Source organism: Cronobacter sp. 153480017-3 (assembly GCF_053627815.1).
Genome location: NZ_JBSEYN010000013.1, coordinates 21,803 through 44,769 on the forward strand (window position 1 = coordinate 21,803; position 22,967 = coordinate 44,769).

Consider the following 22,967-nt stretch of genomic DNA (forward strand, 5'->3'; position numbering starts at 1 on the left):
GTGATGAATCAAAAAGTGCCGGGCACTCCGCCAGGAGTGGCAGATAATGAACTGGATATTCGTGGTCTGTTCCGAACGCTGTGGGCAGGGAAATTCTGGATAGTCGGCATGGCCGTGCTGTTTGCGCTGGTCGCGCTCACTTACACATTCTTCGCGCGCCAGGAGTGGAGCGCGATGGCCATCACCGACAGACCCACCGTCAATATGCTGGGCGGCTACTATTCGCAGCAGCAGTTCCTGCGTAATCTGGATGCGAAAGCCAACCTGACGCCGGTGGACCAGCCTTCGGTGATGGACGACGCCTATAAAGAATTCATCATGCAACTCTCCGCCTGGGATACCCGCCGCGATTTCTGGTCGCAGACGGACTATTACAAGCAGCGCCGGGTCGGCAACAGCAAAGCCGACGCCGCGCTGCTGGATGAGTTTATCGACAACATCCAGTTCACCGCAGGCGACGTCACCCGTAATCAAAACGATAACATTCGACTGATTGCCGAAACCGCGCCGGATGCCAACAACCTGTTGCGTCAGTACATCGCGTTCGCCAGCCAGCGTGCCGCCAGCCATCTTAATGATGAGCTGAAAGGTGCCTGGGCGGCGCGTACCGTGCAGATGAAAGCGCAGGTGAAACGTCAGGAGGCCGTCGCGAAATCGATTTTCGATCGCCGCGTGCATAACGTTCAGCAGGCGTTACAGGTGGCGGAACAACACAATATTTCTCGCAGCGAAACGGATGTTCCCGCAGATGAGCTGCCGGATTCTGAACTGTTTATGCTGGGTCGCCCGCTGTTGCAGGCGCGTCTGGAAAACCTCCAGGCGGTAGGACCGACCTATGACATCGACTACGACCAGAACCGGGCGATGCTGGCGACGCTGAACGTCGGGCCGACGCTGGATCCGCGCTTTCAGACCTATCGCTATCTGCGAACACCGGAAGAGCCGGTTAAACGCGACAGCCCGCGTCGCGCGTTTCTGATGATCATGTGGGGAGCTGTTGGGGCGTTGACTGGCGCTGGCGTGGCTCTGGTCCGCCGCCGTCGCACCGCATAAGCACGCGTCCTGAATGAAGGCGCGCGTCGCCTTCATCGCCAACTGAAGAGAATCGTTGTGAGAGTACTAACCGTTTTTGGCACGCGACCAGAAGCCATCAAAATGGCACCGCTGGTTCATGCGCTGGCACAGGATCCCGCGTTCGACACCCGGGTTTGCGTCACCGCTCAGCACAGGCAGATGCTGGATCAGGTGCTGCATCTTTTTTCCATTGTGCCGGATTACGATCTGAACATCATGAAGCCCGGACAGGGGCTTACCGAGATCACCTGTCGCATTCTGGAAGGGCTGAAACCGATTCTGACCGAATTTCGTCCGGATGTCGTTCTGGTGCATGGCGATACGACAACCACCATCGCGACCAGCCTGGCCGCGTTTTATCAGCGTATTCCCGTCGGTCACGTTGAAGCGGGGCTGCGTACGGGCGATCTCTATTCGCCGTGGCCGGAAGAGGCCAACCGCACGCTCACCGGTCATCTGGCGATGTACCACTTCGCCCCGACCGAACTGTCGCGCCAGAATCTGCTGCGCGAGAACATTCCGGACGCGCGGATTTTTGTCACCGGCAATACCGTTATCGATGCGCTAATCGCCGTGCGCGACCGCGTGATGGCGGATGAACCGCTGCGCCTGCGCCTCGAAACGCAGTACCCGTTCCTCGATGGCGACAAGAAAATGATCCTGGTAACGGGCCATCGCCGCGAAAGTTTCGGCGAAGGATTCGAGCAGATTTGCCGCGCGCTGGCGGATATCGCCGCGCAAAACCGCGATGTCCAGATTGTCTATCCCGTACATCTCAATCCCAACGTTACCGAGCCGGTCAACCGTATCCTGGGCCACATCGACAACATAGTGCTGATTGAGCCGCAGGAGTACCTGCCGTTTGTCTGGCTGATGAACCACGCCTGGCTGATCCTGACCGACTCCGGCGGCATTCAGGAAGAGGCACCGTCGCTTGGCAAACCGGTGCTGGTAATGCGTGAAACCACCGAGCGCCCGGAAGCGGTCGAGGCGGGTACGGTGCGTCTTGTGGGCACGGACACGCAGCGTATCGTTGCCGAAGTGACGCGACTGCTGCACGACGAGGCGGCGTACCAGGCCATGAGCCACGCCCATAACCCTTATGGCGACGGCCAGGCATGCGAACGGATATTACATGCACTTAAAAATAATCGGGTATCACTATGAGTTTTAATACCATTTCGGTGATTGGTCTGGGTTATATCGGTTTACCCACCGCGGCGGCATTCGCGTCGCGTGAAAAACAGGTCATCGGCATCGACATCAACCAGCACGCGGTCGATACCATTAACCGGGGTGAAATTCATATTGTCGAGCCAGAGCTCGATAAGGTTGTCAAAACCGCCGTGGAAGGCGGTTTCCTGCGCGCCAGCACAACGCCCGTTGAAGCGGATGCGTATCTCATCGCCGTTCCCACGCCGTTCAAAGGCGATCACGAGCCGGATATGGCCTACGTGCAGGCGGCGGCGGAATCTGTCGCGCCGGTGCTGCGTAAAGGCGCGCTGGTGATTCTGGAATCCACGTCGCCCGTCGGCGCGACCGAACAGATGGCGCAATGGCTTGCGGCGCTGCGTCCGGATCTCAGCTTCCCGCAGCAGGCGGGCGAGGCGGCGGATATCAATATCGCCTACTGTCCGGAGCGCGTGCTGCCGGGCCAGGTAATGGTTGAGCTGATTAAAAACGACCGCGTGATTGGCGGGATGACGCCGGTCTGCTCGGCGCGCGCCAGCGAACTCTACAAAATCTTCCTGGAAGGTGAGTGTGTAGTCACTAACTCCCGCACCGCCGAGATGTGCAAGCTCACCGAGAACAGCTTCCGCGATGTGAATATTGCGTTCGCCAACGAGTTGTCGCTGATTTGTGCCGATCAGGGCATTAACGTCTGGGAGCTGATTCGCCTCGCCAACCGCCATCCGCGCGTAAATATCCTGCAACCAGGGCCGGGCGTGGGCGGCCACTGCATCGCCGTCGACCCGTGGTTTATCGTGGCGCAGAACCCACAGCAGGCGCGTCTCATCCGTACCGCGCGTGAAGTGAACGACCACAAACCGCACTGGGTGATTCAGCAGGTTAAAAGCACGCTGGCTGATTGCCTCGCTGCGACCAACCGCCGTGCCAGCGAAGTGAAAATCGCCTGCTTTGGCCTGGCGTTTAAACCAAATATCGATGATTTACGCGAAAGCCCGGCGATGGAAATCGCTGAGCTTATCGCCGACTGGCACAGCGGTGAAACGCTGGTCGTCGAGCCCAACATCCATACGCTGCCGACACGCCTTGAAGGCAAGTGCAAACTGAGCGCGCTTGACGACGCGCTGGCGCAGGCCGACGTGCTGGTGATGCTGGTTGACCATCAGCAGTTCAAGGCCATCGACGGTTCGACGCTTAATCACACCTGGGTCGTCGACACCAAAGGCGTCTGGCGGTGAACCCTTTGCTGGAGCTGCCCGATGCATGTCCACGCCACCCTTGATCCTCTTGAGTGGGAGAGCCACTTTTTCGGCATCGACAGCGCGATTGTCCGTTTCTCTGATACCGCGCCACAGTTAGACGTGGCGCAATTAGACGCCTGGTCGCGCGTGCAGGCGAAAGTGCCCGCAGCCCGCTGCGATCTGCTGGACGGCCTGGCGCAGCTCGGCTTTCAGCTGGTGGAGGGCGAAGTGGATTTCGCGCTGACACTCACGCCTGATGCGCCCGCGCGCGACGCGCAGATAATCACCGCCACGTCCGATGATATTCCGCTGCTGCGCGACGCGGCGGCGGAGGCGTTTGCCATGAGCCGGTTTCGCGCGCCCTGGTATGCGCCTGATGCCAGCGGACGGTTTTACGCGCAGTGGGTCGAAAACGCGGTTAAAGGCGCGTTCGATCACGAATGTCTTATCCTGCGCACGCCGCAGGGAGCGCTGCGTGGTTTCGTGACGCTGCGCGCGCTTAACGAACAAGAAGCCCGTATCGGCCTGCTGGCCGGTCGCGGCGCCGGAGAAGCCCTGATGCAGGCGGCGCGCCACTGGTGCGTCACGCGCGGGCTTTATACCTTGCGGGTTGCGACGCAGGCGGGCAACCGCGCCGCGCTGCGCCGCTATATTGCCAGCGGCGGCAACATCGAAAACACCGCTTATTGGTTATACAGGTAACTATCATGATCCCATTTAACGCACCGCCCGTGGTTGGCACGGAAATCGACTATATGCAGTCTGCGATGAGCAGCGGCAAGCTGTGCGGCGACGGCGGTTTTACCCGCCGCTGCCAGCAGTGGATGGAACAGCGTTTCGGCAGCCCGAAAGTGTTGCTGACGCCGTCCTGCACCGCGTCGCTGGAGATGGCGGCGCTGTTGCTGAACATCCAGCCGGGCGATGAAGTGATCATGCCGAGCTTTACGTTCGTCTCCACCGCTAACGCCTTTGTGCTGCGCGGCGCAAAAATCGTCTTTGTGGATGTACGCCCGGACACCATGAATATCGATGAAACGCGGATTGAAGCGGCCATCACCGATAAAACCCGCGCCATCGTGCCGGTGCATTACGCGGGCGTGGCCTGCGAGATGGACACCATTATGGCGATTGCCGAAAAGCACCAACTCTATGTGGTGGAAGACGCCGCGCAGGGCGTGATGTCGACCTATAAAGGCCGTGCGCTCGGCACTATCGGCCACATCGGCTGCTTTAGCTTCCATGAAACCAAAAACTATACCGCCGGTGGCGAAGGCGGCGCGACGCTGATTAACGATCCGGCGCTGATAGAGCGCGCGGAGATCATTCGCGAAAAAGGCACCAACCGCAGCCAGTTCTTCCGCGGTCAGGTGGACAAATATACCTGGCGCGATATCGGCTCCAGCTACCTGATGTCCGATTTGCAGGCCGCCTATCTCTGGGCGCAGCTGGAAGCGGCAGACCGCATTAACCAGCAGCGGCTGACGCTGTGGCAAACCTATTACGACGCGCTCGCCCCGCTGGCGCGCGCCGGGCGCATCACGCTGCCGTCGATCCCCGAGACCTGCCGCCATAACGCGCATATGTTTTACATTAAGCTTCGCGATATCGACGACCGCAGCAAGCTTATTGCCTACCTCAAAGAGGCCGAAATCCTGGCGGTGTTCCACTACATTCCGCTGCACGGCTGTCCGGCGGGCGAAAAATTCGGCGAGTTCCACGGCGAAGACCGTTTCACTACCGCCGAGAGCGAACGCCTGCTGCGCCTGCCGCTTTTCTTTAACCTCGCGCTGGTTAACCAGCGCACGGTGATCAATACGCTGCTGAGCTATTTCGGCTGATATGTCGCTCGCTAAAGCTTCCGTGTGGACCGCCGGGTCCACGCTTATCAAAATCGGCGCGGGGCTCGTGGTCGTCAAACTGCTGGCGGTCGCGTTTGGCCCGGCGGGCGTCGGGCAGGCGGGGAATTTCCGCCAGCTGATTACGGTGCTCGGCGTGCTGGCCGGGGCGGGTATTTTCAACGGCGTGACGAAACTGGTCGCGCAGCATCAGCATGACGCCGCCGGGCTGCAGCGCGTCACGGGCACGGCATCGGCGATGGTGCTGGGCTTCTCGACGTTACTGGCGGTGATTTTTCTGCTGGCAGCCGGGCCGATTAGCGTTGGCCTGTTTGGTCACGATCGCTATGAAAACGTGGTGCGCATGGTGGCCTTTATCCAGATGGGGATCGCCTGGGCTAACCTCACGCTCGCCATTATCAAAGGCTTTCGCGACGCGGCGGGCAACGCGCTGGCGCTGATTATCGGCAGTCTTATCGGCGTGGTGGCGTATTACGCCTGTTTTCGTCTCGGCGGGTATGAAGGCGCGCTGCTGGGCCTGGCGCTGGTGCCTGCGCTGGTCGCCATCCCGGCGGTCTGGATGCTGATGCGGCGCGAGCATGTGCCGCTGCGCTATCTGAAACCGTCCTGGGACGACCCGCTGGCGCGCCATCTCGGTAAATTCACGCTGATGGCCCTGATGACCGCGGTAACGCTGCCGGTCGCGTATGTGATGATGCGAAACCTGCTTGCCGCCCGTTACGGGTGGGATGCCGTCGGCATCTGGCAGGGCGTGAGCAGTATCTCCGACGCCTATTTACAGTTTATTACCGCGTCATTCAGCGTCTGGCTGCTGCCTACGCTCTCCCGCCTTGAGGCGAAGCGCGACATCACCCGCGAAATCGGACGCGCGCTAAAGTTCGTGCTGCCTGCGGTGGCGACGGCGAGCTTCGCGGTCTGGCTGCTGCGTGATTTCGCCATCTGGCTGCTGTTCTCGCCGCAGTTTACCGCGATGCGTGACCTCTTCGCCTGGCAACTGGTGGGCGACGTACTGAAAGTGGGCGCTTACGTCTTCGGCTATCTGATTATCGCGAAAGCCTCGCTGCGCTTTTATATTTTGACGGAAGTGAGCCAGTTTGCTTTATTAACCGGCTTTTCATACTGGCTGATCCCGGCGCACGGCGCGGCGGGCGCGGCCCAGGCCTATATGGCGACCTATATTGTCTATTTCGCCCTCTGTTGTGGCGTATTTTTACTCTGGCGCAGACAGACATGACAGCATTGATTCACGTTCTGGGGTCCGATATTCCCCATCATAACCAGACGGTACTGCGTTTCTTTAACGATGAACTGGCCGAAACCAATGAACAGGCGCGACGCTTTATGGTGGTGAGCGCCGATGAACAACTCGGTCAGCAGTATCCGTCGCTTTCGCTGAGCATTTATCCCGATAAAAAATCGCTCGCCCGCGCCGTGGTGGCGCTGGCGCGTGAAAACCGCCAGCAGCGCTTTTTTCTGCATGGCCAGTTTAATGCGCCGCTGTGGCTGGCGCTGCTTGGTGGCGGGCTGAAGCCCGCGCAGGTGAGCTGGCATATCTGGGGCGCGGATCTCTACGAAGCTTCGCGTAGCCTGAAGTTTCAGCTCTTTTACCGGCTGCGCCGTCTGGCGCAGGGGCGCGTCGGCCATGTGTTCGCCACGCGTGGCGATCTCAGTCACTTCGCGAAGCGTCATCCCGGCGTGCCGGGTGAGCTGCTCTATTTCCCGACGCGCATGGATGAAGGGTTAAACCAGCTGCCGCCGCCTGAGCGTGACGGCAAGTTAATGATTCTGGTGGGCAACTCCGGCGATCGGAGTAACGACCATATTGCGGCGTTGCAGGCGGTGCATCAGCAGTTTGGTGATAACGTCAACGTGATTGTGCCGATGGGATATCCTTCGAATAACGACGCGTGGATAGACGAAGTGACGCGAGCCGGGCAGGCGCTGTTCAGCCCGGAAAACCTTAACATCCTGCGTGAAAAGCTCGATTTCGACGCGTATCTGACGCTGCTGCGCCAGTGCGATCTCGGGTATTTCATTTTTGCGCGCCAGCAGGGGATTGGCACACTGTGCCTCCTGATTCAGGCAGGCGTGCCGTGCGTACTGAGCCGCGAAAACCCCTTCTGGCAGGATATGGTGGAACAAAATCTGCCGGTGTTGTTTACCGGCGATAAGCTTAACGAGGTGACGGTGCGCGAGGCGCAGCGTCAGTTGCAGATGGTCGATAAATCGCAAATCGCGTTCTTTAAGCCTAACTACCTGGCCGGCTGGCACCGCGCGCTGCGTATCGCTTCAGGAGAAGTGGCATGAGCTTACTGCAATTCAGCGGCCTGTTTATCGTCTGGCTGCTGGCGACGCTGTTTATCGGCACGCTGACCTGGTTTGAGTTCCGCCGGGTGCGGTTTAACTTTAACGTCTTTTTCTCGTTGCTGTTCCTGCTGACGTTTTTCTTCGGTTTTCCGCTGACCAGCATTCTGGTGTTTCGCTTTAACGTGGCGGTGGTGCCCGCAGAAGTATTGTTACAGGCGCTGCTTTCGGCGGGCTGTTTCTATGCGGTCTATTACGTCACCTATAAAACACGGTTGCGGGCGAGGACGCAGACATCATCCTCCGGCGGCGGGCTGTTTACCATGAACCGCGTTGAAACCCATCTGGCGTGGATAGTGATGATGGCGGTCGCGCTGGTGAGCGTCGGCATTTTCTTTATGCATAACGGCTTTCTGCTGTTCCGGCTGCATTCGTACAGCCAGATTTTCTCAAGCGAAGTCTCCGGCGTGGCGCTGAAGCGCTTTTTCTACTTCTTTATACCGGCGATGCTGGTGGTCTATTTCCTGCGTCAGAGCAGCCGCGCGTGGCTCTTTTTCCTCGTCAGTACCGTCGGGTTTGGCCTGCTGACGTATATGATTGTTGGCGGCACGCGCGCCAATATCATTATTGCGTTCGCAATCTTCCTGTTTATCGGCATTATTCGCGGCTGGATCTCGCCCGGCATGCTGGCTGCGGCAGGCGTGATGGGGATTGTCGGGATGTTCTGGCTGGCGCTGAAGCGCTATGGGCTTAACGTCAGCGGCGACGAAGCGTTTTACACCTTTCTTTACCTCACGCGTGACACCTTCTCGCCGTGGGAAAACCTGGCGCTGCTGTTGCAACACTACGGTGACATTGAGTTTCAGGGGCTGGCACCGATTGCGCGCGATTTCTATGTGTTTATTCCGTCATGGGTCTGGCCTGACAGGCCGCATATCGTGCTCAACACCGCTAACTATTTCACCTGGGAAGTGCTGAATAACCACTCGGGGCTGGCTATCTCCCCGACGCTGCTTGGCTCGCTGGTGGTGATGGGCGGCGTGTGGTTTATCCCGCCAGGCGCGGTGGTGGTCGGGCTGATTATTAAATGGTTCGACTGGCTGTATGAGCGCGGCAACCATGAACCGAACCGCTATAAGGCCGCGATTCTGCACAGCTTCTGTTTTGGCGCTATCTTCAACATGATTGTGCTGGCCCGTGAAGGGCTGGATGCCTTTGTGTCGCGCGTGATCTTTTTTATGGTGGTCTTCGGTGCCTGTCTGGTTGTCGCGAAACTGATTTACTGGCTGCTGGATAGCGCAGGGCTTATCCAGCCGCGCCGTCGTCGTGCCGCGCCGCTGTCGCCAACGGAAACGCTTTAAGGTTAAGGGAATATGATGTCTGAACAGGTCACCGCCCCGGTCTATACGCTTCGCGGCCTGCCGCTGCTGGGGTGGCGCGATATGCAACACGCGCTCGATTATCTCTATGCCGATGGCTCGCTGCGCCACGGCACGCTGGTGGCGATTAACGCCGAGAAGATGCTGGCGCTGGAGGCGGATGCCGAAGTCCGCAGTCTGATTGAAGCGGCGGAGTTTAAATATGCCGACGGTATTAGCGTCGTGCGTTCGGTCCGTAAAAAGTATCCGCAGGCGAAAGTGTCGCGTGTGGCGGGGGCCGATCTTTGGGAGGCGCTGATGGCGCGCGCCGGACGCGAAGGCACGCCGGTGTTTCTGGTGGGCGGCAAGCCGCAGGTGCTGGCGCAAACTATCGAAAAGCTCAAACGGCAGTGGAATGTGAATATTGTCGACGCGCAGGACGGCTATTTTAAGCCAGAGGAGCGAGCGGCGCTGTTTGCGCGCATCCGCGACAGCGGCGCACAGATTGTCACGGTGGCGATGGGCTCGCCGCGCCAGGAGATTTTTATGCGCGACTGCCGTCTCGTTCACCCTGACGCCCTGTATATGGGCGTCGGCGGCACCTATGATGTATTCACGGGCCATGTGAAACGCGCGCCGAAAGCGTGGCAAAACCTGGGGCTGGAATGGCTCTACCGTTTGCTCTCCCAGCCGAGCCGTCTCAAACGCCAGCTGCGCCTGCTGCGCTATCTGGGCTGGCACTATACCGGCAGGCTCTAATCCTGAGGCGGCGTCTGCCGATGCCGCCGTTTCTCTTCTGATGATTTATTGCGCAGTAAGCGCATTTTTACCACGCATTATTTGCCATTTCTCTCAAATTGCGGAACCATTCGCCCGCCCCTTGCCGGGACGCGGCAGGGTTACGCTGCCCGCAGGCGCGTCGTTATTCACCATCACAATAACCAGGTTCACCTGGACGCACGTGAAACACAACACAGAGGATCTATGGCAGAGAATAAACCGGAACTACAGCGAGGGCTGGAGGCCCGACATATCGAGCTGATTGCGCTCGGCGGCACTATCGGGGTGGGGCTGTTTATGGGCGCCGCCAGCACGCTGAAATGGGCGGGGCCGTCGGTGCTGCTGGCCTACATCATCGCCGGGCTGTTCGTCTTTTTCATTATGCGCTCTATGGGCGAAATGCTGTTCCTTGAGCCGGTAACCGGTTCGTTCGCCGTTTACGCGCACCGCTATATGAGCCCGTTTTTCGGCTATCTCACCGCGTGGTCCTACTGGTTTATGTGGATGGCGGTGGGTATTTCGGAAATCACCGCCATCGGGGTTTACGTCCAGTTCTGGTTCCCGGAGATGGCGCAGTGGATACCCGCGCTGATTGCCGTGGGGCTGGTCGCGCTGGCGAATCTTGCAGCGGTGCGGTTGTATGGCGAAATCGAGTTCTGGTTCGCGATGATTAAAGTCACCACCATTATCGTCATGATAGTGGTTGGGCTTGGCGTGATTTTCTTTGGCTTCGGCAACGGCGGACATGCCATTGGCTTCGGCAATCTCACCTCGCACGGCGGTTTCTTTGCCGGCGGCTGGAAAGGCTTTCTGACAGCACTCTGTATCGTCGTGGCGTCATACCAGGGCGTTGAGCTGATTGGCATTACCGCGGGCGAAGCGAAAAACCCACAGGTGACGCTGCGCAGCGCGGTCGGCAAAGTGCTGTGGCGCATCCTGATTTTCTATGTAGGCGCGATTTTCGTTATCGTCACTATCTTCCCGTGGGATGAGATTGGCAGCAACGGCAGCCCGTTTGTCCTGACCTTCGCAAAAATCGGCATCACCGCCGCGGCAGGCATTATCAACTTCGTGGTGCTGACCGCCGCGCTCTCCGGCTGCAACAGCGGCATGTACAGCTGCGGGCGTATGCTCTATGCGCTCGCGAAAAACCGCCAGTTACCGGCGGCGATGGGCAAAGTCTCCCGCAACGGCGTACCGGTGGCGGGTGTCGCGCTCTCCATTGTTATCCTGCTGGTGGGCTCGTGCCTGAACTACATTATCCCGAATCCGCAGCGCGTGTTTGTTTATGTCTACAGCGCCAGCGTGCTGCCGGGTATGGTGCCGTGGTTTGTTATCCTGATTAGCCAGCTGCGCTTTCGCCAGACGCACCAGGCGGCGATTGCCTCGCATCCGTTCCGCTCCGTGCTATTCCCGTGGGCGAATTACCTGACGATGGCGTTCCTGGTCTGCGTGCTGGTGGGCATGGGATTCAACGACGATACGCGGATGTCGCTGATTGTCGGCGCGATTTTCCTGGTACTGGTGAGCGTTATTTATAAGCTTTTCGGGTTCGATCGCTACGGTTCGACCCCCAAAGTGGACGGATAACCGCCAGAATGCGCAAAGCATAACCAAACGCGCATTTTCTTCAAAAAAGCACTAGACAGCAGGGCGCGAAGTCCGTAGTATCCCCACCCGCAACGGCGCTACGCGCCCGTAGCTCAGCTGGATAGAGCGCTGCCCTCCGGAGGCAGAGGTCTCAGGTTCGAATCCTGTCGGGCGCGCCATTTAACCGGCGCTTGAGCTGCGGTGGTTTTAATACCGCGTGAAAGAATACAGTGGTGGCTATAGCTCAGTTGGTAGAGCCCTGGATTGTGATTCCAGTTGTCGTGGGTTCGAGTCCCATTAGCCACCCCATTATTTAAGAGTTTGTGGCGATGCGAAGGTGGCGGAATTGGTAGACGCGCTAGCTTCAGGTGTTAGTGTCCTTCGGACGTGGGGGTTCAAGTCCCCCCCCTCGCACCACTACTTGATTGAACAAAAAAGTCAAAAAGCAGTATACGGCGAGTAGCGCAGCTTGGTAGCGCAACTGGTTTGGGACCAGTGGGTCGGAGGTTCGAATCCTCTCTCGCCGACCACTTTTGAACCTCGCTTCGGCGAGGTTTTTTGTTTTCCGCCTCCTGCCGCTTTACTTCCGTACTTTATTTTTCCAGAAATTTTTCTCGTTTCTTAAACACTTCTCGTGTTGTTATCTGCCTGCCGTACTGTAATCGCGCTCACAAAATTCGTTTAGCGTTTTTAATCAGTTTCTGTGCTAATGATTAAATCTGCCGCTGCGCTTTATTGACCACTTTTTATTTTGAAATGAGGGTTTTTTATGATTAATGATTTATTTTTGGTGATGCATTGTTAATTTTAGCCGCCTTTAAGATTGGTGGTTGCCAATTAATATTAGCCAGATTGCTTTTATATAATATTCGGTGATGAGCGAAAAAATATAATGTATTGATTTTAAAAGAACCCTGCGCAAATCCTCATGAATTAATTGACTGCTAATTTTTAATTAGACCATTTGAAATTTTCCCAACACCCATTACACCTATTACATATCTGAAATTAAGCCGTCGGGACTGAATGCCTGGAATTTTCCTCGCGTTGCCGTCTTCCCTGCTCTGTGCGCCTTTTCTGAGCACAGCCCGTTTTTCTCTTCCCGTTGTTTGCGGAACGTTCTGTTTTGACATACGTGACAAAAATAAGTGAGGGGTTATGGCAACAATTCTCGATGGCAGTGCAACCGCGCAGGCATTAACCATTCAAACGCTGGCGCGCCATGGCGGCGAATTAATTATCACCGTACAGGCGCAGGGCACCCGGACATTAATACTGTCGGAGCCTTCCGTGGTGCGTATTCAGGCAACGCCAGATGCGGTGCTGCATTACGAACGGCAGGGCGATGACCTAATTCTGCATATGCAAAACGGCAGTACCGTCGTCTGTAAAAACTATTTTGCCGAGCAGGACGGCTATCACAGCGAATTATTATTTGATGACGGGAAACATCCGCCGGTTCATGCCGTCTTTCCCTCGAATGAAACGATGGCCGCCAGCGCGCCTGGATTGACGCCGGAATATCAGACGGTAGACAGCATTGAGCCGCTGCTTATCAGCGACAGTCATACGATGGCTATTCTGGGGCCAATTCTTGGCGCGGTGGCGCTCGGCGGCGTGATTGCCGCGGCAGGTTCCGGCGGTGGCGGTGGCGATAGCAACCGGGGCGGCGACAATGGCGGGAACAGCGGCAGCAACGGCGCCATCAAACTCAACACGCTTTCCGGCGACGGCATGCTGAATGCCCAGGAAGCGCAAAGCGCGCTGGTGGTCAGCGGCCAGACCGTGAATGTGGCCCCTGGCACGACGGTCACGGTGACGATTAACGGCAAAACCTACACCACTACCGTTGCGGCGGATAATACCTGGTCGCTGACGGTACCGGCAGCCGACGTGCAGGCATTCCCGGACGGCCCGCTGCCGGTGCGCGTGACCACGACCGATACCGCCGGCCATACCATCAGCGCCGAATCGTCATTGGACGTCGCGGCGCAATTCCTGCCCGACCCGCAAATCGCCCCGGTATTTGGCGACGATATGCTGGTACTGACCGAAAGCCAGGGCAACCAGACCATCAGCGGCACGACCGGCATTACCGGCGCGGGCCAAAGCGCGGTAGTCGTGATAAACGGCGTCTCGTACCCGGTCGAGGTCGACAACCAGGGCAACTGGAGCCTGACGCTGACGCCTGCACAGCTCAGTACGCTGCCGCAGGGTGAACTGCCGATAAGCGTTATCGTCACCGACGCGGCGGGCAATACCGGCAGTAATACGATTATCGCCACGGTCGATACCATTCCGCCGCCGGTTACCGTGTTACCGCTCACGGGCGATAATCTGGTGAACGCCGTTGAAAGCAAACTGCCCATTGCGATCAACGGTACCTCTGAGCCCGGCGCGCAAATCACCGTGAGCTATAACAATCAGCAATACACCGCCACGACGGGTGCTGACGGCAAATGGAGCGTGCAAATCCCTGCTAATGCGCTCGATGGCATGGCAAATGGCAACTATCCGCTCACCGTCACCGCCAAAGACGCTGCCGGCAATACAGGCACCACCAGCGAAACCGTAACCATGGCGCTGACGCCGCCCGCGCCGACACTCAACACGCCGTTTGGCGACGATCTGCTGAACAATAACGACACCAAAGTCACGCAACTGCTCACCGGGAAAACCGGCGCGTTCGGCGGCTCTCAGGGGGTGATCGTCAACATCGGTGGTCTGGATGTGCTCAGCCACGCCACGCCGGTGCGGGGCAGCGATGGCAAGTGGTCGCTGAATGTCGATCCCGTGGCGGGCGGTAATAACTATCTGGCGACCGTCGATGAGAACGGCAACTGGCAGCTGGCGTTGCCGCCCGATGTGCTCCAGCAGTTTGCGGATGGCGAAATAACGATAACCGTGGTTGCTGTCGATGGCGCGGGGAACTTCGGCGCTGCGCCGCAGCAATCATTCGATGTGGATACCACGCCGCCGACGCTTGCCGTTACGCCGGTCACCGGCGATGACATCATCACGGCGCTGGAGAGCGGCGCGGATGTGGTAGTGAGCGGCACCAGTAGCGGGCTGGAGAGCGGGCAGAGCGTCAGTGTGCTTATCAACGGTGTGACCTATGTGACGGCCGCCGGGGCCGACGGTAGCTGGAGCGTGACGATACCGGCGGCGAATGTGCAGGCGCTGCCTCAGGGCGATGTGCCCATTTCCGTCAGCGCCAGTGACGCGGCGGGTAACCGCGGCGTGGCGGGGAGCACGGTCACGGTTGATACCGAGGTAGCTCTTACCGTAAACCCTGTCGCGGGCGACGATATCATCAACTCACTGGAGATTGCGGGAGATGTGCCGGTGAGCGGTACGGCATCGGTAGAAGACGCCGGGCGGACGGTGACCGTGACGCTTAACGGTCAGGATTACACCACCACCGTTCAGCCGGACGGTAGCTGGACCGTGAATCTGCCTGCGGCAGACCTTCAGGCGCTCGCTGACGGCCAGCAGCCGCTAACGGTGTCATTAAGCGACGCCGTGGGTAACAGCGTCACCATTAACCATCCGGTGACGATCGACGCCAGTGCCGCCACGCTGCCGGTACTGACCATCAACCCGCTGTCCGGCGATGGTTACCTGAACGCCTTCGAGCATACCCGACCGCTTCTGCTGAGCGGCACCAGCACAAACGTTGAAGCGGGGCAGACCGTCACGCTGACGCTCAATGGTAAAACGTATACCGCCACCACGCAGAGCGATGGCAGCTGGAGCGTGGAGGTGCCCGCGACGGATGTGCTGTTGCTCACCGATCAACAGTGGACTGTCAACGCCAGCGTCACGGATACCAGCGGTAACCCGGCCTCCGCCAGCGGCGATCTCACGGTCGTCGCCCAGACGAACCCGACGATTTCTGTCGATCCGATTGCGACAGACAACATCATTAACGCAACGGAAAAAGGCATCGACCTGACCATTACCGGCGACAGCACGGCTATTGAAGCCGGCCAACCAGTGACGGTGCTCTTTAATGGCGTGACGTATAACGCGCAGGTGGGGAGCGATGGTAGCTGGAGCGTCACCGTCCCTGCCACGGCGCTGAGCGGCCTGAACGACGGGCCACTCAGTGTGGTGGTGGGCTCGCAGGATATCGCCGGGAATCAGGTATCCGCGGGACAGACGGTGACAGTCGATAGCTCTGTCACGCTGACGATAGACACTATTGCGGTGGATGACATCATCAGCGATGCGGAGTCGCAAAGCGACGTGACGATTTCCGGCACAGCGTCCACCGCGGACGCCGGGCGCACCGTCACGGTGACACTGGGTGGCAATACTTACAACGCGACGGTACAGCCGGACGGGACGTGGAGCGTGGATGTGCCGGCAGCAGACGTTCAGGCACAGAGTGACGGTGAGCTGACCGTCACCGCCTCGCTCACCGACGCCGCAGGCAACGCGGTGTCTGTCGATCATCTCGTGACGCTTGATACCACCGCGCCCGTGGTGACCATCAATCCCATCGCGACCGATGATATTGTCAGCGCGGCGGAGGCGGGAGGGCTGGTAACGCTAAGCGGTACGGCAGAGGCCAACAGTACGGTGGTGATCACCATTGGCACGCTGACCTTTAACGCCACGACCAACGCCAGCGGCGTCTGGACGACGGATGTCTCACTCGCCGCACTCGCGGATGGTGACTACACCGCCAGTGTGGTGGCAACCGACGCGGCGGGCAACAGCGGCGATACCAGTCGCCCGTTTGAAATGCTGGTGACGCCGCCTGCGCCAACGGTCGAAGCGCTGCCCTTCGGCAATGCGTTTCTGTCGCTGGTGGAATCACAGTCCGATCAAATCGTGACGGGCACAACAGGCACCGCCCACGCGGCAAACGTGGAAGTCGTGATTAACGGCATCACTTATACCGCCACGTTTGATGCCAGCGGCACCTGGCAGATCACCGTGCCTGCGACGGATTTACAGGCGATGCCCGCCGATGGCTCGCAAATACCCATCACCGTGACGGTGACCGACACCGCAGGCAATAGCGGCAACGGGAATAACAGCTTCAGCGCCGATTTCGTACCGCCGTCGCTGACGGTCAATGACGTGACCGGCGACAACCTGATTAACCCGACCGAGGCGGCTGGCGTCATCGCGGTCTCCGGCATGTCCGATCCGGGCAGCGTCGTGACGTTTACCTTAAACGGTGAGACTTACGGCCCGGTGACGACCGCCGGTAACGGCAACTGGAATATCAATATTCCCGCAGGGCAGCTGGCATCGCTTGCGGATGATGTTTATGACATGGTCGTCACCGCTGAAGATGACGCGGGAAATACCGTCACGGAGACGGTGCCGCTGACGATTGATTTCACCGCGCCGGTTATCACGATTAACGAGCCGCTGGCTGCTGACGGCTACATCAATCAGGCGGAGGCGCAAAGCGGCGTGACGATCACCGGCACCGGCGAAGCCGACCTGCCATTAACGCTGACGCTTAACGGCGTTACCTATAACACCACGGTGCTGGCGAACGGCACCTGGAGCGTGCAGTTGCCCGCCAGCGCGCTGGGCTCTGTGCCGAATGGCGATTATACGCTCAGCGCAACCCAGACGGATGCCGCAGGCAACAGCGGCAGCGACACCGCGCCAGTCAGCGTGCTGAGGACGCTGCCCGCCCCGACCATTACGCTTGCGTATGGTGATGGCTTCCTGAGCCAGGCGGAATCACAAACGGATCAGACGATTACCGGCACCACGGGGCTGAATTCCAGTGCGCTGGTGGAGTCAGCGACGGTCACTATTGGCGGCATCGCCTATACGCCCACCATTAACAGCAACGGCACCTGGAGCGTGACGCTAACGCCGACACAGCTTCAGGCGCTGCCGCAGGGCGCAGTACCGATTCGCGTGGACGTAACCGATGTGGCGGGTAACGCGGGCAGCCGGCAGACCTTCTCTACCGTCGATACCGTTATCCCCACGGTCGATGTGTTACCCGTGACCGGCGATGACATTATCGATCAGACGGAGATCGCAGGCGGCGGGCTGGTTATCAGCGGTGATTCCGAACCCGGCGCGGAGGTGACTGTTCTCTTTGGCAGCGTCACACTGACAACGACGGTGCTTGGCGATGGTAGCTGGAGCGTGGCTATCTCACCCGATGCCCTGGCCCAGCCCGAAGGGAGCTATACGCTCGATATTACGTCGCGCGATGACGCCGGTAATCAGGTTTCCACACAGCATACAGTGCAGTTGCAGAACGGCGTGGCGCCACCCGCGCTGATGGGACTGTTCGCTGAGCCGCTGCTCATCAGCGACGTGGCGCTGACAGGCACTGACGGTAACGACCATTTTATTCTCAACAGTCTGGATTTCAGCCGGATTGATGGCGGCGCGGGTGTCGATACCTTAACCCTCGGCGACAAGCTGCAGACGCTCAACCTCGCGCAGCTCGGTTTCAAAGTGGCGCACATTGATGTGCTCGATCTCGGTACCAGCGGCAAGGGCAGCCTGACCCTGAATCTCGATAACGCGCTGAACCTGAAAGACGATCCTCACGAGCCGTTGCGTATTACGGGGGACAACGGCGGTGAAGTGACGCTGCTTAATACGCCGGAAGGCATCTGGTCGGTGAGCGGCGTCGAGACTATCGGCGATCACGTGTTCGACGTTTATCACAACAGCGCGCTGGGGCGACCAACACGCTGGGCGATTTGCTGATTCAGGAAAATGTCCACGTAAAACTGATGTAAGAGAAAAGTGATGGGTTTTAGCGACACTCTGCGTTATACGTGTCGTCCACAGGAGACATATAAGTTTTTAATATCTATAAGGAAAGATGCAGGGCTGGAAACCGTGTCGCTATTTGATGACACCTGATGGCTGCGCCTGCCAGGGAAATGCGCCTACGGCCCCGGTCACAGTAGCGATGAAACAAGGGGTTAGCCGTTGCAGACAAACGCTGCATACCTGGCACGATAAATGCTACAATAGAAATGTAGATGCTCATTCCACTTCTTATGTTTGCTCCGGCTTCATAAACCCAGGAATGACGCAGAGCCGTTTACGGTGCTTATCGTCCACAGACAGATGTCGCTTCGGCCTCATCAAACACCATGGACATAACGTTGAGTGAAGCACCACATTTGTTGTCAAACAGACCTGTTTTGATACCTGCCTTCGGGCAGGTATTTTTTTGCCTGTAGATCATCTTTCGCGCCGTGGCGGCCTTGGCTGCGCGCGCTCACCCCGGTCACTAACCTTGACGAGGCTCTCAAACCGCAGGAATAAAAAACCCCTCCGAAGAGGGGTGGGAATTATTGCGGGCCGTTTTGCTGTAGCGTCAGCAGCAGGCCGTCGCGGCGCATCGTGGCGGCCTCTTCGGGCTGATGCAGCCGGTCAAGTACGTCTGCAAGCCAGGCGTAATCGAAGGCGTCCGGGCGCTGTTTGAGGGCGGCACGAAACGCGAGGCTCGCCTCTTTCCATTCGCCGTGGGACATCAGCAGCTGGCCTAAAGTGCTCCAGAGCAGCGGGCGATCGCCGTAGGTTTTGATCTGCTGGCGCAGCGCTTTTTCGAGCTGCTCCGGGTTACCGGCTTTCAGGCGCGGCATCAGCAGTACCAGCCGATCGTCATACTGGCGCTTCAGGCCGTCGAGAATAATTTCCTGCGCGGTCTGATGATCGTCACACTCGATCAGATGTTCCGCCATCGCCACCTGCAACGCCGGTTGATGGCGCGTTTTACGGCTCTGGTTACGCCACCAGGCTTTCAGGCCGTCGCTGCCCTGATCGGCACGCGCCTGATCCATCAGCCCGATCCAGGCCTGACGCGTCAGCGCATCGCGGTGCTCGTCGTCGCCCACGCCCGCCTTCTGCATCGAAGGAATAATATCCAGCAGTGAGCTCCACGCGCCGGTGCGGATATACGCCTGTTCTGCCAGACGCAGCACTTCCGGGTGGCGTGGCGTGATTTCCAGCAGACGGTCAACGCCGTGACGCGCCGCGTGGTTTTCATTGCGCGCCAGTTGCAGACGCACGCGGGTGATCTCAACCGGGATCTGATCGTTATCCGCCAGCTCCGCCGCGCGCTCAAGATGCTGATTGGCGCGGGCTTCGTCACCGCGCTGCTGGGCGGCTTCCGCGGCCAGCAGATAGTTAACCACCGGCTGTTCCGCGTGATCGGCGTTTTTCGACATCAGCTTTTCAACCTGCTGATAGTCGCCCTCGGCAAGCTTCAGCAGCGCCAGTTTGGTTTGCTTACGTGCACGGCTGCGTTTGCGGCCCGCGAACCAGCCGCGGGTACGTGCGCCGGTGCGAAACAGGCGGCGCAGCAGCCACTCGATCGCAAACAGCACCACCAGCGAGAGGATCAGAATGATCGCAAGGCCGGTGACGCTGGTTTCAATATTCCAGGTATCGGTCTGGATCAGCACATAACCCTGGTGGCCTGCCACCATCGGGCCGACCACGATCCCGGCGATCAACAGCAGAAACAGCAATAAGACTTTCAGCATTACTGTTCTCCCTGCGTCGGTGCCGCATCTGCCGGAGCCTGGGTGCGCGGGTCGTCAACCTGCGGGACGGCAGCATCGCCCGGTACTGACGGCTGCGCCATCAGGTTACGCACGCGCGTCTGCATGAGTTTTTCCAGAATCGCCTGGCTTTGCAGGGTTTCCGGGAGATCCATGCTGATGTTCTGCTGGGCCAGGTTGTCGATAGATTCCAGAAACGCTTTGGTGCCCGCGTCACTGGTGTCGTAATACGCGCGTACCCACGTCGAGACGTTATCAAGCGACTGCTTGTAGATCTCATCCTGATGGCGCGGCACGGCCTGGGCGGCAACCAGCAAGCGCGAGCGGATATTCTCGCGCAGGTAGATATCCTGATTCGGGGCCAGCAGCGGCACGGCGGTCTCGTCGCGGCGGCGGATGGTAATAAAGCTGTCCATAAAGTTGTGCCAGCTTTTCACCAGATTCTGACGCCATTCACTCAGCGAGCTGGAAAGCTCGCTGCCGTCGCTGTCCATCGGGGCGTCGTCGCTGTCGTTGTCCGCAAGGCGCAGGTTATCGACCTGGTTGGAGAGCTGGTTGAGCTTAAGAATGATGCCGTCGTAATCGACCTGCGTAACGCTCGCCAGCGCGGCGATGTCATCCGTCAGCGCGCGGCGGGCGGTAATAAGGCTTGGGTCGTTCATGTCGGCGAGGCTCGCATCGGCGCTTTTTAACAGCGCGGCGGCGGTGGTGGCGTCCTGATCGCTCCAGAGCTTACGCCCGGCGAGTTTGACCAGGAAATCCGCCTGGGCGAGCTGCCAGGTTTTGGCGTCGCTGCCGGAGATGGTCGCGACTTTCTTCTGGACTTCATCCAGTTCACGCGCCATCGCTTCCTGCTGGCGGGTGGCGGCCGCGAGCGCGTCAGCCTGCGCCTTAAGGGTTTTCTCAAACTCAGCTTTCTGCGCCTGCTGCTGATTTTGCAACGAGGTTAACTGGGTGGCGAGCGTATCGCTGTTGGCGTTTTGCGTATCGGCCTGCTTTGTACTCCAGGTCCACAGGCCCGCGCCTGTCGCCAGCGCAATGGCGATGGCCACAGCGCTCAGCACCAGCGCGGTTTTGCCGGAGCGGTCTTTTTTCGCGGTCGGTTCCGGCTGTGGCGTAGTCTCCACAACCTGCGGGGTTTCTTCAACCGTAGCAGGGGTGTGTTGTTGTTCCGTCATTGTGGCTTCCCGTTTAAAAGTTATTGCAACGCGCGCAGCAGCGCGTCGTTATCGGCGTTATCAGCGACCAGAATGTTCTGCCAGCCAAGCTCCCTGGCAATCGTCGCCAGACGCTCGCTGACGACCACCAGCCGACAGCGCAGCAACCAGTTTTCGCGATACCACGGCGGCATCAGGTCATGCAGCTGGCGCAGCATCTCGCCGCTGGTCACCACCAGCGTGGTAATGCCGCGCGTATGCCAGCGGTGCGCTTCCTCGGTGCCGTCGTAAATTTTCGCGCTACGTTGATAGCATTCGCAAAACGTCACGGTCGCGCCGCGCTCCGCTAAGGTTTCCCCTAACAGCTCGCGACCGCCGTTGCCGCGCAGGATAAGCGCACGCTTACCGGCAACGTTTTGTAATTCAGGTAATTGTAGCAAGACTTCGCTGATTTCCCGATCGCGCGGGTAATGGACGTGCAAACCGCTGACCTGATGCAGCGCCAGCGCGGTGGTGCGCCCGATGGCGAACGCCTCGACGGCGCGAGGCCAGCGCTGCCCCAGACGCTGTAAGTGCGCGTTCGCAAAACTCACCGCGTGTTGCGATAGCGTAAAGAGGAGATCGTGCGGCGCGAGCGCGTCGAGCAGCGCGGGCAGTTGCGGCAGTTCCCGGCCAGGGCAGAACTCGATCAGCGGAAAACTCCAGGCCTCCTGCCCCAGTGCGCGCAGGCGGCTCACTAATTCCTCCCCGGCGGGAGAGGGGCGGGTGACCAGAATCGTCATGCGGGGCCATCCCCCTGATAAACGTCGGCGAGGATCTCCCGCGCGCCATGGTTTAACAGCTCTTCCGCCAGTGAGATGCCAAGCTGGCGTGCGTCCTCTGGCGCGCCGCGGCGTTCGCCGCGTACGATACGCGAGCCATCCGGCGCGCCGACCAGCGCGCGCAGCCACAGCTCACCGTCTTTCAGCTCCGCATAGCTGCCGATAGGCACCTGACAGCCACCTTCCAGACGCGTGTTCATGGCGCGCTCGGCGCGCACGCGCACGGCGGTCTCTTCGTGATTGAGCGGCGCGAGCAGTTCGCGGGTACGGGTATCGTCAAGGCGACACTCAATGCCGACCGCGCCCTGGCCTACGGCGGGCAGCGAAATTTCCGGTGCTAGCGGGCTTGTGATGCGCGCGTCGAGTTGCAGACGTTTGAGGCCTGCCACCGCCAGAATAATGGCGTCGTAGTCGCCGTTATCGAGTTTGCTCAGGCGCGTCCCGACATTCCCGCGCAGCGAACGGATGATGAGATCCGGGCGGCGCGCGGCAATCTGGCACTGACGACGCAGGCTCGATGTCCCGACGATGCTGCCCGCAGGCATTTCATCAAGGCTTTTATACTGCCTGGACACAAAGGCGTCGCGCGGATCTTCGCGCTCGCAGATGGTGACCAGCCCAAGCCCTTCCGGGAATTCGACCGGCACATCTTTCATAGAGTGCACGGCGATATCGGCGCGGCCATCCAGCATGGCGAGCTCCAGTTCTTTCACGAACAGCCCCTTGCCGCCCACTTTCGCCAGCGGCGTATCGAGGATCACATCGCCGCGCGTCACCATCGGCACCAGCTCGACGGTCAGCCCCGGATGACAGGCCTCCAGCCGCTGCTTCACATATTGTGCCTGCCAGAGCGCCAGCGGACTTTGGCGGGTGGCAATTCTTAATACATTGTCTAACATGCTTCATACCGTAAATGTCGTCTGCCGATCATCCTACCACTGTTAGCGGAAGGCTGTCAGGTCAAACGGCGGCGAGGCGCGGCGTGCAGACGCCACACAGAAAGGCGCTAAGGGCAGGGGAACGGTGCTATAATTATCTGTAGCGCATCTTTCTTTACGGTCAATCTACAAGGTGTTAGA

At 59.1% G+C, this 22,967-nt stretch carries 15 protein-coding genes and 4 tRNA genes; 15 read left to right on the forward strand and 4 right to left on the reverse strand.

Annotation, left to right across the window (positions count from 1 at the left end; translation table 11 throughout):
• Window positions 1-3: 3 nt before the first annotated feature.
• From wzzE to ACUW6V_RS19775, 15 genes are all read left to right on the forward strand, one after another.
• Window positions 4-1,053 carry an ECA polysaccharide chain length modulation protein gene (wzzE, locus tag ACUW6V_RS19705; protein ID WP_004386381.1) on the forward strand — a complete coding sequence of 350 codons (1,050 nt, stop codon included), beginning with the start codon at window positions 4-6 and terminating at the stop codon, window positions 1,051-1,053.
• A 57-nt stretch (window positions 1,054-1,110) separates the two neighbouring features.
• Entirely contained in the window at window positions 1,111-2,241 is a 1,131-nt protein-coding gene (gene wecB, locus ACUW6V_RS19710) for a non-hydrolyzing UDP-N-acetylglucosamine 2-epimerase (RefSeq protein ID WP_004386380.1), read from the forward strand.
• Window positions 2,238-3,500: a UDP-N-acetyl-D-mannosamine dehydrogenase gene (wecC, locus tag ACUW6V_RS19715; RefSeq protein ID WP_004386379.1), complete on the forward strand. Its 1,263-nt coding sequence runs from the start codon at window positions 2,238-2,240 to the stop codon at window positions 3,498-3,500. The genes wecB and wecC overlap by 4 nt, the downstream gene beginning before the upstream one ends.
• Before the next feature lie 21 nt (window positions 3,501-3,521).
• Window positions 3,522-4,205 carry a dTDP-4-amino-4,6-dideoxy-D-galactose acyltransferase gene (gene rffC, locus ACUW6V_RS19720; RefSeq protein ID WP_012126054.1) on the forward strand — a complete coding sequence of 228 codons (684 nt, stop codon included), beginning with the start codon at window positions 3,522-3,524 and terminating at the stop codon, window positions 4,203-4,205.
• 5 nt (window positions 4,206-4,210) lie between these two features.
• The gene (gene rffA / locus ACUW6V_RS19725; RefSeq protein WP_454038801.1) at window positions 4,211-5,341 is read left to right on the forward strand and encodes a dTDP-4-amino-4,6-dideoxygalactose transaminase; all 1,131 of its coding nucleotides are present in this window, start codon (window positions 4,211-4,213) and stop codon (window positions 5,339-5,341) included.
• Between the two features lies 1 nt (window position 5,342).
• Window positions 5,343-6,593 (forward strand): lipid III flippase WzxE, encoded by a 1,251-nt coding sequence (wzxE, locus tag ACUW6V_RS19730; protein WP_104672449.1) that lies wholly within the window; start codon window positions 5,343-5,345, stop codon window positions 6,591-6,593.
• A complete protein-coding gene (locus tag ACUW6V_RS19735) occupies window positions 6,590-7,666 on the forward strand; it encodes a TDP-N-acetylfucosamine:lipid II N-acetylfucosaminyltransferase (RefSeq protein WP_454038802.1) in 1,077 nt (358 codons plus the stop codon). Before wzxE ends, ACUW6V_RS19735 begins: the two co-directional genes overlap by 4 nt.
• Window positions 7,663-9,024, forward strand: a complete 1,362-nt coding sequence (wzyE, locus tag ACUW6V_RS19740; protein ID WP_454038803.1) for an ECA oligosaccharide polymerase — start codon at window positions 7,663-7,665, stop codon at window positions 9,022-9,024. The genes ACUW6V_RS19735 and wzyE overlap by 4 nt, the downstream gene beginning before the upstream one ends.
• 15 nt (window positions 9,025-9,039) lie before the next feature.
• Window positions 9,040-9,780 carry a lipopolysaccharide N-acetylmannosaminouronosyltransferase gene (wecG, locus tag ACUW6V_RS19745; protein ID WP_029039575.1) on the forward strand — a complete coding sequence of 247 codons (741 nt, stop codon included), beginning with the start codon at window positions 9,040-9,042 and terminating at the stop codon, window positions 9,778-9,780.
• Between the two features lie 225 nt (window positions 9,781-10,005).
• Window positions 10,006-11,391: a bifunctional threonine/serine APC transporter ThrP gene (gene thrP, locus ACUW6V_RS19750; protein WP_004387260.1), complete on the forward strand. Its 1,386-nt coding sequence runs from the start codon at window positions 10,006-10,008 to the stop codon at window positions 11,389-11,391.
• A 102-nt stretch (window positions 11,392-11,493) separates the two neighbouring features.
• Window positions 11,494-11,570 (forward strand) — tRNA-Arg (locus ACUW6V_RS19755).
• 54 nt (window positions 11,571-11,624) lie between these two features.
• Window positions 11,625-11,700, forward strand: a tRNA-His gene (locus tag ACUW6V_RS19760).
• A gap of 22 nt (window positions 11,701-11,722) precedes the next feature.
• Window positions 11,723-11,808 (forward strand) — tRNA-Leu (locus ACUW6V_RS19765).
• A gap of 36 nt (window positions 11,809-11,844) precedes the next feature.
• A tRNA-Pro gene (locus ACUW6V_RS19770) sits at window positions 11,845-11,921 on the forward strand.
• A gap of 628 nt (window positions 11,922-12,549) precedes the next feature.
• Complete coding sequence (locus ACUW6V_RS19775) at window positions 12,550-18,099, forward strand: Ig-like domain-containing protein (protein ID WP_454038804.1); 5,550 nt, start codon at window positions 12,550-12,552, stop codon at window positions 18,097-18,099.
• Between the two features lie 596 nt (window positions 18,100-18,695).
• Here the strand turns inward: ACUW6V_RS19775 and hemY are convergent.
• Genes hemY through hemC form a run of 4 tightly spaced genes read right to left on the reverse strand, consistent with a single transcriptional unit; the run spans window position 18,696 to window position 22,787 of the window.
• Complete coding sequence (gene hemY / locus ACUW6V_RS19780; RefSeq protein ID WP_004387258.1) at window positions 18,696-19,892, reverse strand: protoheme IX biogenesis protein HemY; 1,197 nt, start codon at window positions 19,890-19,892, stop codon at window positions 18,696-18,698.
• Entirely contained in the window at window positions 19,892-21,088 is a 1,197-nt protein-coding gene (gene hemX, locus ACUW6V_RS19785; protein ID WP_032988502.1) for a uroporphyrinogen-III C-methyltransferase, read from the reverse strand. Before hemX ends, hemY begins: the two co-directional genes overlap by 1 nt.
• 20 nt (window positions 21,089-21,108) lie before the next feature.
• Window positions 21,109-21,849 (reverse strand): uroporphyrinogen-III synthase, encoded by a 741-nt coding sequence (hemD, locus tag ACUW6V_RS19790; protein ID WP_454038805.1) that lies wholly within the window; start codon window positions 21,847-21,849, stop codon window positions 21,109-21,111.
• Window positions 21,846-22,787 (reverse strand): hydroxymethylbilane synthase, encoded by a 942-nt coding sequence (hemC, locus tag ACUW6V_RS19795; protein WP_007872586.1) that lies wholly within the window; start codon window positions 22,785-22,787, stop codon window positions 21,846-21,848. The genes hemD and hemC overlap by 4 nt, the downstream gene beginning before the upstream one ends.
• Window positions 22,788-22,967: the final 180 nt, after the last annotated feature.

Excerpts from the sequence above, each read along its gene's own strand:
- wzzE (WP_004386381.1), top strand. The coding sequence starts at position 4 with ATGAATCAAAAAGTGCCGGGCACTCCGCCAGGAGTGGCAGATAATGAA.
- wecC (WP_004386379.1), top strand. The coding sequence starts at position 2,238 with ATGAGTTTTAATACCATTTCGGTGATTGGTCTGGGTTATATCGGTTTA.
- rffC (WP_012126054.1), top strand. The coding sequence starts at position 3,522 with ATGCATGTCCACGCCACCCTTGATCCTCTTGAGTGGGAGAGCCACTTT.
- rffA (WP_454038801.1), top strand. The coding sequence starts at position 4,211 with ATGATCCCATTTAACGCACCGCCCGTGGTTGGCACGGAAATCGACTAT.
- wzxE (WP_104672449.1), top strand. The coding sequence starts at position 5,343 with ATGTCGCTCGCTAAAGCTTCCGTGTGGACCGCCGGGTCCACGCTTATC.
- ACUW6V_RS19735 (WP_454038802.1), top strand. The coding sequence starts at position 6,590 with ATGACAGCATTGATTCACGTTCTGGGGTCCGATATTCCCCATCATAAC.
- wzyE (WP_454038803.1), top strand. The coding sequence starts at position 7,663 with ATGAGCTTACTGCAATTCAGCGGCCTGTTTATCGTCTGGCTGCTGGCG.
- wecG (WP_029039575.1), top strand. The coding sequence starts at position 9,040 with ATGTCTGAACAGGTCACCGCCCCGGTCTATACGCTTCGCGGCCTGCCG.
- thrP (WP_004387260.1), top strand. The coding sequence starts at position 10,006 with ATGGCAGAGAATAAACCGGAACTACAGCGAGGGCTGGAGGCCCGACAT.
- ACUW6V_RS19775 (WP_454038804.1), top strand. The coding sequence starts at position 12,550 with ATGGCAACAATTCTCGATGGCAGTGCAACCGCGCAGGCATTAACCATT.
- hemY (WP_004387258.1), bottom strand. The coding sequence starts at position 19,892 with ATGCTGAAAGTCTTATTGCTGTTTCTGCTGTTGATCGCCGGGATCGTG.
- hemX (WP_032988502.1), bottom strand. The coding sequence starts at position 21,088 with ATGACGGAACAACAACACACCCCTGCTACGGTTGAAGAAACCCCGCAG.
- hemD (WP_454038805.1), bottom strand. The coding sequence starts at position 21,849 with ATGACGATTCTGGTCACCCGCCCCTCTCCCGCCGGGGAGGAATTAGTG.
- hemC (WP_007872586.1), bottom strand. The coding sequence starts at position 22,787 with ATGTTAGACAATGTATTAAGAATTGCCACCCGCCAAAGTCCGCTGGCG.